17 protein-coding genes, 1 tRNA gene and 1 CRISPR repeat array (1 of these 19 only partly in view) are annotated in these 13,928 nt (G+C 67.1%); of the genes, 10 read left to right on the forward strand and 8 right to left on the reverse strand.

All coding sequences use genetic code 11. The annotated features are described in order from the left end of the window. A CRISPR array of direct repeats spans positions 1–1,389; the repeat unit is 28 nt; unit sequence GTCGGCCCCGCGGACGCGGGGATGTTCC (it extends 5,590 nt beyond the left edge of the window). 92 nt (positions 1,390–1,481) lie between these two features. Further along, entirely contained in the window at positions 1,482–1,814 is a 333-nt protein-coding gene (gene cutA / locus ACIBST_RS48225; protein ID WP_397180179.1) for a divalent-cation tolerance protein CutA, read from the forward strand. Here cutA and ACIBST_RS48230 read toward each other — a convergent pair. Continuing rightward, positions 1,780–3,210 carry a helix-turn-helix domain-containing protein gene (locus ACIBST_RS48230; protein ID WP_397180180.1) on the reverse strand — a complete coding sequence of 477 codons (1,431 nt, stop codon included), beginning with the start codon at positions 3,208–3,210 and terminating at the stop codon, positions 1,780–1,782. The genes cutA and ACIBST_RS48230 overlap by 35 nt on opposite strands. A gap of 549 nt (positions 3,211–3,759) precedes the next feature. On the opposite strand from ACIBST_RS48230, the gene ACIBST_RS48235 reads away from it, so the two are divergent. From ACIBST_RS48235 to ACIBST_RS48275, 9 genes are all read left to right on the forward strand, one after another. Then, positions 3,760–4,002, forward strand: coding sequence for a hypothetical protein (locus ACIBST_RS48235; protein WP_397180181.1), 243 nt, complete (start codon positions 3,760–3,762; stop codon positions 4,000–4,002). 398 nt (positions 4,003–4,400) lie between these two features. After that, positions 4,401–4,760 (forward strand): hypothetical protein, encoded by a 360-nt coding sequence (locus ACIBST_RS48240; RefSeq protein WP_397180182.1) that lies wholly within the window; start codon positions 4,401–4,403, stop codon positions 4,758–4,760. A gap of 3 nt (positions 4,761–4,763) precedes the next feature. Further along, positions 4,764–4,955, forward strand: a complete 192-nt coding sequence (locus ACIBST_RS48245) for a hypothetical protein (RefSeq protein ID WP_352366542.1) — start codon at positions 4,764–4,766, stop codon at positions 4,953–4,955. A 178-nt stretch (positions 4,956–5,133) separates the two neighbouring features. Beyond that, positions 5,134–5,322: a hypothetical protein gene (locus ACIBST_RS48250; RefSeq protein WP_357999186.1), complete on the forward strand. Its 189-nt coding sequence runs from the start codon at positions 5,134–5,136 to the stop codon at positions 5,320–5,322. A 32-nt stretch (positions 5,323–5,354) separates the two neighbouring features. Next, a complete protein-coding gene (locus ACIBST_RS48255; RefSeq protein ID WP_397180183.1) occupies positions 5,355–5,684 on the forward strand; it encodes a hypothetical protein in 330 nt (109 codons plus the stop codon). Continuing rightward, positions 5,681–7,507, forward strand: a complete 1,827-nt coding sequence (locus tag ACIBST_RS48260; protein ID WP_397180184.1) for a cell division protein FtsK — start codon at positions 5,681–5,683, stop codon at positions 7,505–7,507. The genes ACIBST_RS48255 and ACIBST_RS48260 overlap by 4 nt, the downstream gene beginning before the upstream one ends. Positions 7,508–7,639: 132 nt before the next feature. Beyond that, entirely contained in the window at positions 7,640–7,816 is a 177-nt protein-coding gene (locus ACIBST_RS48265) for a helix-turn-helix domain-containing protein (RefSeq protein WP_397180185.1), read from the forward strand. 101 nt (positions 7,817–7,917) lie between these two features. Then, positions 7,918–8,070 (forward strand): ribbon-helix-helix domain-containing protein, encoded by a 153-nt coding sequence (locus ACIBST_RS48270; RefSeq protein ID WP_347624618.1) that lies wholly within the window; start codon positions 7,918–7,920, stop codon positions 8,068–8,070. 4 nt (positions 8,071–8,074) lie between these two features. Continuing rightward, positions 8,075–9,256, forward strand: coding sequence for a tyrosine-type recombinase/integrase (locus tag ACIBST_RS48275; RefSeq protein WP_397180186.1), 1,182 nt, complete (start codon positions 8,075–8,077; stop codon positions 9,254–9,256). A 101-nt stretch (positions 9,257–9,357) separates the two neighbouring features. On the opposite strand, the gene ACIBST_RS48280 is transcribed toward ACIBST_RS48275, so the two are convergent. The 7 genes from ACIBST_RS48280 to galU form a co-directional block, all read right to left on the reverse strand. Next, positions 9,358–9,434: transfer RNA gene (locus tag ACIBST_RS48280), tRNA-Ala, on the reverse strand. Between the two features lie 49 nt (positions 9,435–9,483). Next, positions 9,484–10,056 carry a hypothetical protein gene (locus ACIBST_RS48285; protein WP_352325747.1) on the reverse strand — a complete coding sequence of 191 codons (573 nt, stop codon included), beginning with the start codon at positions 10,054–10,056 and terminating at the stop codon, positions 9,484–9,486. A 124-nt stretch (positions 10,057–10,180) separates the two neighbouring features. Further along, positions 10,181–10,834, reverse strand: a complete 654-nt coding sequence (locus ACIBST_RS48290) for a GNAT family protein (protein WP_352366396.1) — start codon at positions 10,832–10,834, stop codon at positions 10,181–10,183. A gap of 58 nt (positions 10,835–10,892) precedes the next feature. Continuing rightward, positions 10,893–11,372 carry a molybdenum cofactor biosynthesis protein B gene (locus ACIBST_RS48295; RefSeq protein ID WP_397180187.1) on the reverse strand — a complete coding sequence of 160 codons (480 nt, stop codon included), beginning with the start codon at positions 11,370–11,372 and terminating at the stop codon, positions 10,893–10,895. Continuing rightward, positions 11,369–11,845 (reverse strand): cyclic pyranopterin monophosphate synthase MoaC, encoded by a 477-nt coding sequence (moaC, locus tag ACIBST_RS48300; protein ID WP_397180188.1) that lies wholly within the window; start codon positions 11,843–11,845, stop codon positions 11,369–11,371. The genes ACIBST_RS48295 and moaC overlap by 4 nt, the downstream gene beginning before the upstream one ends. Then, positions 11,842–13,017: a gephyrin-like molybdotransferase Glp gene (gene glp, locus ACIBST_RS48305; protein WP_397180189.1), complete on the reverse strand. Its 1,176-nt coding sequence runs from the start codon at positions 13,015–13,017 to the stop codon at positions 11,842–11,844. Before glp ends, moaC begins: the two co-directional genes overlap by 4 nt. Beyond that, complete coding sequence (gene galU / locus ACIBST_RS48310) at positions 13,004–13,906, reverse strand: UTP--glucose-1-phosphate uridylyltransferase GalU (protein ID WP_397180190.1); 903 nt, start codon at positions 13,904–13,906, stop codon at positions 13,004–13,006. The genes glp and galU overlap by 14 nt, the downstream gene beginning before the upstream one ends. Positions 13,907–13,928: the final 22 nt, after the last annotated feature.

Here is a 13,928-nt window from a genome sequence, read left to right on the forward strand (position 1 = left end):
GGGGACACCCTTGGGGTCGGCCCCGCGGACGCGGGGATGTTCCCTTGGCTACGTCGACCGGCCGGGCCATGGCGCGGTCGGCCTCGCGGACGCGGGGATGTTCCGGCCCCGGCGCCCCTGGAATGGGAGGACCTGCCGTCGGCCCCGCGGACGCGGGGATGTTCCCGTCCCTGGCCAAGATGTCCCTGTTCACGGAGGGTCGGCCCCGCGGACGCGGGGATGTTCCGGCCTCACCCCGAAGCGCCCCGACCTCACCCCGGTCGGCCCCGCGGACGCGGGGATGTTCCGAGTCGCCCCTGACGCCTCGCCAGCAGCTTCGTGTCGGCCCCGCGGACGCGGGGATGTTCCCTTCCCTCCGGGGCGGACGAGCCGTCCCGGTTCGTCGGCCCCGCGGACGCGGGGATGTTCCCTTCCCTCCGGGGCGGACGAGCCGTCCCGGTTCGTCGGCCCCGCGGACGCGGGGATGTTCCCCGGACCTGTGTCTGGGTGCCCGGGGTGTAGGCGTCGGCCCCGCGGACGCGGGGATGTTCCGGGCTTGTACACGGTTCCGGAGCTGGCCAGCATGTCGGCCCCGCGGACGCGGGGATGTTCCCTGGCCGGAGATTCGAGGTGCAACCCACCGAACGTCGGCCCCGCGGACGCGGGAATGTTCCCGCCTCCCACGCCCTCTGGCGCTCGCTCGGGGTGTCGGCCCCGCGGACGCGGGGATGTTCCGATGAACGCCGACGCCTCACGCGACTTGGAGCTGTTGGCCCCGCGGACGCGGGGATGTTCCTCGACGCTAGGAACAAGCTCACAGCCGTCCGGCGTCGGCCCCGCGGACGCGGGGATGTTCCGCTCATCCCCGGAGAAGCCCCGGCCGCTCCCGCGTCGGCCCCGCGGACGCGGGGATGTTCCCGCGCGCCTGCGTGAGCAGGTGGTGGAGGCAGCGTCGGCCCGCGGACGCGGGGATGTTCCTCGTGTCGGCCCGGCGCTTGCCGAGCACGTGGGGTCGGCCCCGCGGACGCGGGGATGTTCCACCGGCATCCCGATCATGCACCCCGACGCTGGCGTCGGGCCCGCGGACACGGGGATGTTCCATACAAGGACAATCCGGGTGCCACCATCACCAGGTCGGCCCCTGCGGAAGCGGGGATGTTCCGCCGAGCTGAAGGCCGAACAGGACGAGCTCAAGGTCGGTCCCGCGGACGCGGGGATGTTCCTCTCTGTACGGTCGCGAGGTCGTCCGCCAGGCAGTCGGCCGGCCCCGCGGACGCGGGGATGTTCCGGCGTCGTAGGGGTTGGCGTCGTTTGCGTCCCAGTCGACCCCGCGGACGCGGGGATGTTCCGCGCGGCCAGGCCAACACCCACACGCTCGTCCGGTCGGCCCCGCACATGCGGGGGCTTCCTCCTGTTCGGTGCTCCTTACACTCGCACCTAAGTTGCCCGGAATCTAAGGTAGGCAACATCTGATTGTTCGGAGTCAACGAGGTGCCGGGGTTGTGACGGATTACATTCAGGTACTGACGACCGTCCCGGATGTGGACGCAGGCGCTGCTCTAGCACGTAGCATTACTATAAAACGCCTCGCTGCTGGCGTTCAGATCATCGGCCCGATCCGCTCTCTTTACTGGTGGAAGGGCTCTCTTCGAGATGAACAGGAATGGCAGCTGGTTATCAAAACTACGCGGACTTTATTCGCAGAACTTGAAGAACACATCAAAGCCGGCCACAGCTATGAAGTCCCCGAAGTTATCGCCACCGAGATACTCGAAGGCAGCGGCGCCTATCTGAACTGGATCAGTACGGAGACGCAGAGAACTGACGCTTCGTGACTGCCAGTTCTTCCAGGAACGCGCGGACCGGCGGTTGAGTCTGCCAGCGCCTGAGCGATTCACCGAGGACAATGAACCGTGGTAGCCAGATGCCTGACTCTGTCTCACGTATGATCGCGAGACCTTCTCTCGCCGCTCTGGCCGCTTCCGCCACCGATCCATGCATGAGGTGAGCCGTGGCAATATCTCCGAGGATGATGCCTGCTCGCTTTCGTTCCACCTCAGGCAGTCGTGCGATGACCGCACGAGCTACACCTTCAGCTTCGTCCAGTCGGCCGATTTGCGCGTAGGTCGAGATTAGGAAGGAGTCGAAGCGGTCACGGTCCAGGAATCTGGTCCACACCCGGTCCTCTTCTGGATCTGCGATGTTGAATGCTTCGCTTGCCTCGGCCCATGACCGAATGGCAGCTTCCCGCTCTCCCAGCGCGGCGCTCTCTTCCGCATGCCGGGCCGCAAGCCAGGATGTGGTGCCAGGTGATACGTCCCTGGGCAGGTGCTGGAGTGCGGTGGTCAACAGGGAGCGGGCTCGCCCGTGGTTTCCCTTGCCGCTGGGAATGTAGCTTCTGTATCCGAACGCGCACGCGATGATGGCGGGATCGTCCGCCTCTTTGGAGGCTTTCTCCGCTGTGTCGTAGAAGTTGCGAGCCGCCGAGACGTTCCCCAGGTCAGTCGCGATCCAGCCGGCGAGGACGCTGCTCTCGCCGGCGACCACGATCAAGCGTCTACGGAGCTCGTCCTTGGGGTCGGTGGCTGTGCTGTTCAGGAGGGTGCCGACCTCGTTCAGGTGGGCGGCCAGGCCCTTGAAGATGGTCTGTGCGGGCAGCATCTCTTCCAGGCGATGGAAGCCGGCCGCCCTCGCTTCCATCTCTCGCACCACCGCTTCGTCTAGCGCCTTCGGCTTCGACAGTGCGTAGGCGACCTTCTCCCATGCCTCATTCTGGGCCAGAGCTGACTGGGCACCCAGTTGTCCGATCATTGCCAGCAGTTCGCGGCGCTTCAACGGCTCGCCCCTTTTCCCGATCGCTTCAGCGAAGAGCTGCAAGTCAAATGTGTCCGTGGGGATCTGAACCCCATCGCTGATGACCTGTGCACCGCCACCTCGGCCACCTGGGGACGCTAACCCCAAATGGCGACGCAAGTGGCCAGGCATGCTCAAACCATCAGCGAACGACTCAAATGTATGCTTCGCGGTCGGGAGGCGCTTTCCGCTCTTGTACTCGCTGACGCGCCCCTGGGGGATTCCGGTGAGGTTGGCTATCTGCCCCTGGGTGATTCCGTACTTGGTGAGGATGCGGATGACCCCGCCGAGATCGCGCTGCTTGCACACGTCTTCCATGTCCTGACGTGCGAAAACAGTCTCAAGAACATGAAGAACTCGCTCTTGATCCATTGTCATGGCGGCGTTCCGTTCCCCTGGTAGCGCGCCGTTCGAGAAGAAGTGAAGCGCTCCTAGTCCATCACACCGTGAGATATCACGGTGAGATTCTACGGAACCGCTTTGCTTGGAAACCTCGCATCAGTTCGCGGAGCACGTCAGAGCTGATCTGAGGCAAGTCAAAGATTCGCGTTTGTCTGACTTCCGCCAATTTGTTGCCTGAGAAAGCAGAGTTGCGGGAGGGAAGCCAGCGCATGACCGGACAGCGAGCGGCATATCGCCTCAGCTCCGTTGTCGCCGCGGCTGACCGGCTACAACGGGAGCTGGCTCTGTACGGGATCACGACCGACGTGAACGACGGCTACGGCCTGGCTGCGGTGTCGGTGTGGCGCGATCTCGTCGTGTGGACGAACGGGGACCGGTTCTGGTGGCGGGCCGGCTGGAACGACCGCCGGCACCGCCCCGTCTACGCCTGGCACTCCACAGCGGATCCCGCGAGGGCCGGGCGCCGAATCGTCGCCCGGTACCGGGACCTCCGCACAGCGCCCGCACCCGGTGAGGTGTAGGGACATGACTCAGGACAAGTGGAGTCAGGCCCATCCGACCGCGCATAGAGCAGCCCTGCTGGGAGAACGAGACGCGGCGCACGGCGCACTCTCGCGCACGGCGTTCTTCGACCACTTCGACCTGAACGTCGATGACTGCTGTGAGGGCTACACCGCCCCAGCGCTCTACCACCTGTATCTGACTTCCCGTGCGCGAACGCGCCTGCTCTGGAACACGACTGACAAACGGCTCCCGAAAAGCGCCTGATGACTCACCCGACACCGATTGACCTTGGCCAGGATCCCCGGCGGGACCGAACGTGACCGGAGAGGCACGCTCGCCTGTTCCCTGGCCGCCTTGACCCGCGACGGTGCATGGCCCGCGGCTCGCTCACACCTTGCCACCGCGTCCCGCGCCGTCGCGTCAACGCCCCCGGCAGGGTCCTTCTGCGCTCGCGAGAGTGCCAGTTCCCAAAGGACCCTGTCGGGGGTCTCTTGTATGGCATGGGTCGTGAGCTGGGGCTTATCTCACCACAGGATCTGATCCATCTCATCGGTGGATGTTCTTGATCTCACCACATGATCACATCGCGCGATGGGGCCACCCCTTCCCCGAAACCTACCTTCGCCTCGTAGGTCACCGGAGACGGAAGGGATGTGATCTCTATGAGCGCAGCTCAGCACCACCACCGCCGCGAACTGATCACCGGACTGCGGGCCCTGGCCACCTTCCTGGACAGCCACCCGCGGGTGCCCGTTCCCAGGTACGGCACCGTGCGCGTGTCGGTCCACACCAACTACGACACCGACGCCACCACGGAAGCCGAAGCGATCGCCGAAGTTCAGCGAATCGCCGCTCTGCTCGGCACGACTCCCATCGTCGAGAACGGACACCACGTCGCCGGTATCGACTTCGGCACCGTCCGCTTTGAGGCCGTCCTGATCACGCAGGCGGCGATGGTCCGGCGCGAAGCGCTCGACTCCTACCGCGACGCGATCGCCCTCGACGAGATCGAAGGGGCGTGACCCATGGACTTCGGACTCTTCGTCGTCTTCCTGGCCCTGGCGCTGTCGGCCGTCACGCTCGCGCTCTTCGTGGTGCTGGTCACCGTGATCCGTACCGAGGACCGTCGCCACGCCCCCACGGGAACCCTGAGCCGTCGCCTCCTGGGCACCTACGCCCACCACTGCCCGCCCGCCGCCTGTGCAGGGAGGAGGTGAACCTCAGATGCGCATGACCCGCCTCGTCCCGCTCCGGTGCCTTTGCGGCGCCGACGCCACGTCCGGAAGCCGTCTGTGCCGCAAGTGCCGCGCCCGCCGGCGCTGGCTCCGCCGCAAGTCCCGACACGACGGCATCTGATCCGCCCACCGATCGCCCCCCGAGAGGAGGTGAAGCCCCATGACCGTGACCGTCCCGCTGGTGCTCGTGTTCGGCGCGATGGTGTTCATCGCCTGGCGCTACCTGGGACTGCGCTTGTGGCATGCGCTGATCACGCTGTTGTTCGGCTTCCTACTGGCCGCCACCACGCTCGCACCCGAGATCCGCGCCCTTCTGCACGGCGCTCTGCGCTGGATCTCCAGCCACTGACCCATGTCCCCCAGCGAAGGATGTGATGCCTGATGACCCACCGCCACCCGTACCCGCACACTGATCTCCAGGAGGTCGCTCACCGCAACGTCACCGCCGCTCAACTCCTGACGGCGCTCACCCGAGACCCTCTGCCCATGCTGCCCGTCTGGGCGTATCTGATCGCCGCCCTCGACGACATCGACACCCTGATCGACGAGGTCACCGGCCTCCGCGCGGAACTGGCACTCATCCGCCATCAGCGGGCCAACCTTCTGGCCTCCGTCCGCGCCACCCTCGCGGCCCACCACGACGGCGACGAAGACCCCCTGTACTACGTGCGCGACGAGCTGCATGCCCAGGCGTCCGGCGAGGGACGATGAACAGGCACCGGGCGACGCGCTACGAGATGCGCCGCAACGCGCGCCGGATGCGTCGTTACGGGGTCCAGCCCGTCGCGATGATCGACGACCTGGAGCTGGCACCTCTGGCGATCGCCGGCATCACCCGTCTGGCTTGGCGTTACCGGTCCGAACTCGCGCCGTTCAGCCTGGCCATGACCGTCCTGCTGGCGGGCGTGATCCTGCGGCGCTGGTGTCCGGAGTGGTGGCCGACCGTGATCGCCTGCACGATCACGGCGGCTATCGCACTGATCATCTGGGGACGATGGGTGAACCTTCCCCGTCCCATCGAACGCGGCTACGCCGCCACCGCCACAGCGTTCGCCGGAACATGGCTTACCCTGGCAACCTGTCTCGGGCCGTTCACGACTCTCTTGCCCGCCACACTCGGCATCGGCACACTCGTGCTGGCCCTGCCCTGGTGGGCCCACCGCCGCAGACGTGCCCGAGTCCGCGTCGAACGCACCCTGGCCGCCTGGCCCGACATCGCCAAGGCCGTCGGACTGGCCGGTTCCCGTGTCCAATCGGCCATGGTCGACCTGTGGGGCTACCGGTTCCGCCTCGGGCTGGGCATCGGTCAGACCGTCGAAGACGCGGTCAACGCCGTCCCTCGCCTGGAATCGGCGCTCGGCACCACCCGCGGCGGCATCCGCGTCCAACCAGTGGCGAGCAAGAAGGCCAACCGCGCCGACATACGAGTCATAGAGACAGACCCGCACGCCGACGCCATCGCCTGGCCCGGCCCGTCCATCACCTCGATCACCCAGCCCGTCAAGCTAGGGCTCTTCGAGGACGGTACGCCGGTCCGCGTTCCCCTCCTGCGGAGACACGGACTGTTCGCCGGCATGTCGGGGGCAGGCAAGTCCGGAGGGGTGAACGTCCTGCTCGGCGAGCTGACCGCCTGCCAGGACGTGATCCTCTGGGCGATCGACCTCAAGCGCGGCATGGAGCTACAGCCGTGGGCGTCGTGCATCGACCGGTTGGCCACCACCCCGCAGGAGGCAGAGGCCCTGCTGGCCGATGCCGTGGTCATCCTCGACGGACGCGCCGACGACCTCACCAGACGCGGCGAACGTGTCTGGGAACCCTCCCCCGACCGGCCCGCCCTGCTCATCATCATCGACGAGTACGCCGAGCTGGCCAGCGAGGCACCACGAGCCATCGACCACGCCGACTCGATCGCCAGGCGAGGCCGCGCACCAGCGGTCAATCTGATCGCCGCCACGCAACGCCCGTCCAAGGATGCGATGGGCAAGAGCGCGGTCCGGTCCCAGATGGATGTCCGGCTGTGCTTCCGAGTCCGCGAACCCCGCGACGGGGATCTCATCCTGGGACAAGGCATGGTGAAGGCCGGCTGGCACGCCCACAAGCTCGACGCCCCCGGCAAGTTCCTCATCAGCTCCCCGGAACACGACATCCCCCGCCGAGCCCGCACCTACCTCCTCGACGACCAAGGGGTACAAGCCACTGCCGAACGGCATGGGCAACATCGCCCGCCCCTGGATGAGGTGTCGGCTCAAGCCCTGCAAGAAGCGTCTGAAAGACCCGCTGCACCGCTTGAATCTGTCTTCCGACCATCGCCCCGCCACGCACGCGACAACGCGGCACGAAGAGCCGAAGAGGCGTTGACAGCGTCATTGCGACAGGCGTCGAGCAACGGAGCCAGCATCGGCGACCTCATGCGCGAAACCGGCATGCGCCGCACGTGGGTCTACCAACGCCTCCAGGAGTTGAGCCGTGCAGACCAGGTCGCACAGGTCTCACGAGGGCGCTGGCGAGCCCTTGCTGAAGATGACGGCTCGTAATCGTCCACGTCCGCCGTCCGCGTCCGTTCGCACGTCTGCGCGTTTAGAGAGCGCGACGGACGCGGACGGACAAACGGGCGGACGATCACAATCCGTAACTCCCGCAGCGACAAGCGAGAGGAGGGATGCCGCATGCAGGCATACACGGTCGAACAAGTTGCGGAGATGCTGAGCATCGGGCGCGACAAGATCTACTTCCTTCTCCGTACCGGTCAGCTCAAGAGCATCAAGATCGGCAAGCTTCGTCGGATCACCGATCGGCAACTCAGCGACTTCGTCTCTTACCTCGAAGCGACAGACGAGGCGTAGAGCACCGTGCTACAAGGTTCTACAGAGCCGGTTGTGCGGCACTCGCCGCACAACCGGCAGAGCGCCTCTTGATAACTGCATGACACGAAAGGAAGCCGTCTATGACGAGCGACCGAACGACCCTGCCTCCCGTACGGGTGGACACGGAACTGAAGGACCGTCTCCGCAGGTACGCCGAGTCGCAGGAGCGAGATGTGTCGTGGGTGATCAGGAAGGCGATCGAGGAGTACCTCAACCGTCACGAGAAGGGGTGATCCCTTGGCCAAGATCCTGATCGGCAAGTACGAAGCGACCATCTATCCCGAGGGAGATGGCTACACCGGAGCCATCTCCCTCGGGTTCGGCCCGGACGGCAGACGCCAGCGCCTCAAGCGCAAGGCCAAGACCAAGACAGCGGTTAAGGACAAGCTGATCAAGGCGGTCAAAGACCTTGAGGCAGGCGTCAGCGCATCGGAGACCTACACCGTGCGCGATGCCGTCAACGACTGGCTCACCAAAGGTCTCAAGGGCCGATCCGAGAACACCGTGAGCAAGCTCCGCATCCTCGCTGAAACGCACGTCATCCCGAACCTAGGGAAGATCAAGCTCAAGCAGCTACGTGCCGATCACGTGGACGCGTGGCTGGACCAACTCGCCGAAGAACTGGCCACTACCACCTTGCGCGAGATCCACGGCGTATTGAAGCGAGCCATCCGGCAAGCTCAAGCCCGTGACATGGTGCTCAGGAACGTCGCCGAGCTGGTCACCACGCCCAAGGGCACGAACGGACGCCCCAGCAAGGCACTCAACCGACAGCAAGCAGAGGCCGTACTCAAGGCCGCCGAGTTCTCCGAACTCCACGCTTACGTGGTGCTGAGCCTCACGACGGGCATCCGTACCGAAGAAGCCCGCGCCCTGCGCTGGGATCACGTCGTGGCCTGGATCCCGAGCCTCAAGCAGTGGCATCCAGTCACCGAGGCCGGCTTCAAGCACAAGAAGTTCGCCATCTACGTGTGGCGAGCCGACCGAGTAGGAGGAGACACCAAGACCCGCAAGTCACGCCGAACGCTGGAACTGCCCACCCTCGCAGCTCAAGCACTACGGCAGCACCACACCCGCCAAGCCGCCCAGAAGCTCAAGGCCGGCGAGGCGTGGCAAGACCACAACCTGCTCTTCTGTACAAGCGTCGGAACCCCACTCGACGCATCGAACGTACGGCGGGCATTCCGCAGGATCACCAATCGAGCAGGACTCGGCACCACCTGGAGTCCCAGAGAACTCCGTCACTCGTTCGTCTCCATCATGAGTGACCAGGGCGTACCGATCGAGACCATCGCCGATCTCGTCGGCCACGCCGGCACCAGCGTCACAGAGGCGGTCTACCGGCACCAGCTACGGCCGGTGATCACCAAGGGTGCCCAGACCATGAACACCATCTTCGGCGAGAAGCCCACGGGTTGAGAGTCCGAATGAGATGGCTCCCCGATTGGCTCCCATCGACTTCCAGACATGAGAAAAGGGCCTCCGGATTTCTCCAAAGACCCTTCTCACCTGCATCTTCCTGGTGGAGATGAGGGGATTCGAACCCCTGACCCCTTCGATGCGAACGAAGTGCGCTACCGGACTGCGCTACATCCCCAAGGACTCGACCAGATTAGCAAACTCCCGAGGGTCCTCGCGCCATCCTCTCAGTCCCCCACCGCCCGTTTGGGTGGTTCGGCGTACTGGTCGAACAGGACGTCGGCGTGCAGCGCGGTCAGGTCGATCACCTCGGCCTCGACCTCGGCCGCCGCCCGCCGCCGCTCGCGGGCCCGTCGCAGCCGCTCAGAGCGCGCCTGGAGCGCCCGCTCGCGGCGTTCGCGATCCACCTGTACGGCGATCCGCAGAAAGGCCATGTACGACAGCATGACGACCACGGACGGCGCCACACCCCACCACGGGATCATCTCGACCCCGGCCGTGACCACCGAGGCGAGCACGAGCAGCGCGGTGAAGAACAACAACCTCCGGCGGCGCGCTACGATGATCGCCCTACGCCGAAGCCGGAACTGCCGGACATCGACCTTCTCGACCTCCGGCGCGTCCTCGTCGCCGAGGGTGGCGTCCAGGTTGTCCAGGTCGGGCAGCGCGTGCTCGCCGGTGTAGTGCTCTTCGAGTTCGGCCAGCTCCTGGAGGTTCGTCTTGTCCCGGCGCAACCACATCGGGATCAGGACGCACAGCCACATCACCACAATGGCGACATAGAGGAAGGCGCTGCTCACGACCACCTCCGGGCAGCACGAAAGCGCGTCTGTGCTCGTCGCGCCTTCATTGTGCTCACGTCACGCACCGTAAGACCGTGTGTCACTGATTGACGAGCATTCGGTGCGGTGTGTCGCGAGATCGTCAAACCTCTTCGATCGGAGAACCGCCGTGAGCGGCCGCCTCACGGGCGCGCCGCCACTGTACGAGCAGGCCGCCGGGGACGTCCTCGACGGTCAGCGCGTAGCAGATGTGGTCGCGCCAGGCCCCGTCGATGTGGAGTTGGCGACGCCGAATGCCTTCTTCCCTGAACCCGAGCTTCTCCACCACCCTACGGCTGGCCTGGTTCTCAGGACGGATGTTCGCCTCTAGCCGATGCAATCCGGTGGTGAAAAAGCAATGATCGACGGCCAGGGCCAGGGCGGTGGGGATGATGGCCCGCCCGGCCAGCGCGCCGTCCACCCAGTAACCGACCTGGGCAGAACGGGCAGATCCCCACACGATGGCCCCCACGGTGAGCTGCCCCGCGAAACGGCCGCCGTAGGTGACCACCCAGGGCAGCGCCAGCCCCTGCCTGGCCTCGCGGCGCAGGGTGCCGACCATGGAGATGTACGGGCCGAGCCCCGTTCTGAACAGCGGGGTCTCGGGGTTGCTCGGTTCCCAGGGACGCAGCCAGTCGGCGTTGCGCAACCTGGTCTCGCGCCAGACGCGTACGTCGCTCAGCCGCAGCGGCCGCAGTCCTACCGGGCCCTCGTTCAGAATCGCCGGCCAGCCACGAAGTCGATCCACGCCTCTCATCATCCCCCCATCGGGCTCGATGTCGCCACGGATCATCGATCGGCAGACCGAAACCTGGTCAGCGGGGGTGGTCGCCGCCCTTCATCTGCTCGACGGCGTGCCGCAGGACGGGTGCGAGCACCGCCACCCCATCCCGGACGCCACCGGACGAGCCAGGCAGATTCACGATCAACGTGTCACCCGCCTGACCGGCCAGCCCGCGGGACAGGACCGACGTGGGCACCTTGTCGCGATTCGCCAGGCGAATGGCCTCCGCTATACCGGGAATTTCCCTGGTGATCACGCGGGCGGTCATCTCCGGCGTCAGGTCGAGGGGCGTGAGCCCGGTGCCGCCGGTGGTGACGATCACGTCGTACCCCTGCGCGACGCCGTCCCGCAGGGCCGTCTCGACCGCGTCGCCGTCGGGGACGACCACGGGCCCGGAGACCTCGCAACCGGCGTCGGAGGCCAGCAACTCGGCCAGCAACGGCCCTGACTTGTCGGCATAAATGCCGGCGGACGCGCGGTTCGACACGGTCACCACGAGCGCCCTGATCACGTGGCTTCCCTGGTCCACAGGCCGGTCTTGCCGCCCACCTTCTCCTCCACCCGGACGTCGGTGATCACGGCGGCCGGGTCGACCGCCTTGACCATGTCGATCAGCGCCAGCGCGGCCACGGTGACGGCGGTCAGCGCCTCCATCTCCACCCCGGTGCGGTCGGCCGTCTTCACCCGGGCGGTGATCGCCACCCCCCAGTCCTCGACGTCGAGCACGACCTTGACGCCGTGCAACGCGATCGGGTGGCAGAGCGGGACGAGGTCGGGCGTACGTTTCGCCCCCATGATCCCGGCGATCCGGGCCACCCCCAGCGCGTCGCCCTTGGGCACCTCGCCCGACCGCAGCAGCGCCACCACCTCGGACGACAGCAGCACCCGCCCGGTCGCCGTCGCGGTACGGGCGGAGACGTCCTTGGCCGAGACGTCGATCATGCGCGCCGCGCCCGTCTCGTCGAGGTGCGTGAACTCGCTCACAGCCGGATCACCTCCACCTCGGACCCGCCGGGCACCTCGGTCACGTCCTCCGGCACCACGATCAGCGCGTTCGCCGAGGCCAGGGCCGCGAGCTGGTGGGAGCCCTGCCCGTGGACCGGCGCGACCGTGCCGTCGGAGGACAGCACGCCGCGCAGGTACGAGCGCCGGCCCGACGGCGAGCGCAGCGCCGCGGTGACGTAGGCGGTCACCGGAGCGGTCTCGGTGGGCAGACCACGCATCTTGTCCAGCGCGGGACGGACGAACAGCATGAACGACACGAAGGACGACACCGGGTTGCCCGGCAGGGCGAAGATCGGCACCCGGTCGTCGCCCAGGACGCCGAACCCCTGCGGCATGCCGGGCTGCATCGCGACCTTCTCGAACCGGACCGTGCCGAGCGGCGACAGCGCCTCCTTGACGGGCTCGTAGGCCCCCATGGAGACGCCGCCGCTGGTGATGATCGCGTCGGCGCGTACCAGATGGGTGTCGAGCTGGTCGAGCAGGACGGCGGGGTCGTCGCCGACGGACCCCGCCCGGAACCCCTCGGCGCCCGCCTGCCGCACCGCGGCCGTCAGGGCGAAGCTGTTGGAGTCCCAGATCTGCCCGCGGCCCAGCGGCGCCCCCGGCTCGACCAGCTCGGCGCCGGTCGAGATGACGACGACGCGCGGCTGCGGACGCACCCACACGCGCCGCCGGCCCACACCGGCGATGATCCCGAGCTGGGCCGGCCCGATCACCGTGCCGGCCTTGAGCACCACCTCGCCCGCCTGGACGTCCTCGCCCGCCCGGCGAATCGCGTTGCCAACCGGGACATCACGATTGATCCGGACGGAGACCGTGCCGCCGTCCGTCCACTCCACCGGCACGACGGAGTCCGCCCCGGCCGGCATCGGCGCCCCGGTCATGATGCGGACGGCGTGCCCGGGGCCCACCGCCCGCAGCTCGTCGGAGCCGGCGGCGACGTCGTCGATCACCGGCAGCGTGCCGGGGACGTCCTCGGCCCTGACCGCGTAGCCGTCCATCGCGGAGTTGTCGAACGGCGGCAGCGGCACCGGCGAGGAGACGTCCTCGGCCAGGGTCGTGCCGAGCGCCCGCTCCAGCTCCAGCTCCAGGGGCGCCAGCGGACGCACAGTGGCCAGGATCTCGGCCAGATGCGCGTCAACCGATCTCATCGAGGAACTCCCGCAGCCACGGCACGAACTCCGGCGCCAGATCCTCGCGATCGGCGGCGAACTTCACCACCGTCCGCAGATAGTCGAGCTTGTCGCCGGTGTCGTACCGCCGCCCGCGGAACAGCACGCCGTGCACCGGGCCGCCCTGCTCGGAGCCGCGGCCGGCCAGCGTGCGCAGCGCGTCGGTGAGCTGGATCTCGTTGCCGCGCCCCGGCGGGGTGTTCTCCAGGACCTCGAAAACGGCGGGATCGAGCACGTATCGCCCGATGACCGCCCACGTGGAGGGCGCCTCGTCCACCGGCGGCTTCTCCACCAGGTCGGTCACGCGCACGACGTCGTCCTCGACGGTGCCGGCGATGGTGGCCACGCCGTAGAGCGAGACCTGCTCCCGCGGCACCTCCATCAGCGCCACCACGCTTCCGCCGAACGTGTCACGCACCTCGATCATGCGCTTGAGCAGCTGGTCGCGGTAGTCGATCAGGTCGTCACCGAGCAGGCAGGCGAACGGGTGGTCGCCGACGTGCTGCTTGGCGCACAGCACCGCGTGCCCGAGCCCCTTCGGCTCGCCCTGCCGCACGTAGTGCAGCGTGGCGAGCGAGGCGGGCTCGCGGACCTGGGACAACCGTTGCTCGTCGCCCTTGGCCTCCAGGGCCTCTTCCAGCTCGAACGCGCGGTCGAAGTGGTCTTCGATGGACCGCTTGTTCTTGCCGGTGACCATGAGGACGTCGAGGAGCCCGGCGGAGGCCGCCTCCTCGACGACATACTGGATCGCGGGCTTGTCGACGATGGGCAACATCTCTTTGGGTGTCGCCTTGGTCGCCGGGAGGAACCGGGTGCCCAGACCCGCGGCGGGCACGACGGCTTTCGTCACAGGGTCGAAGTCAGCCATGAGTAGACCCTAGTGGAGGTAC

Origin of the sequence: Nonomuraea sp. NPDC049684 (assembly GCF_044465345.1) — a bacterium.
GTDB lineage: Bacteria > Actinomycetota > Actinomycetes > Streptosporangiales > Streptosporangiaceae > Nonomuraea.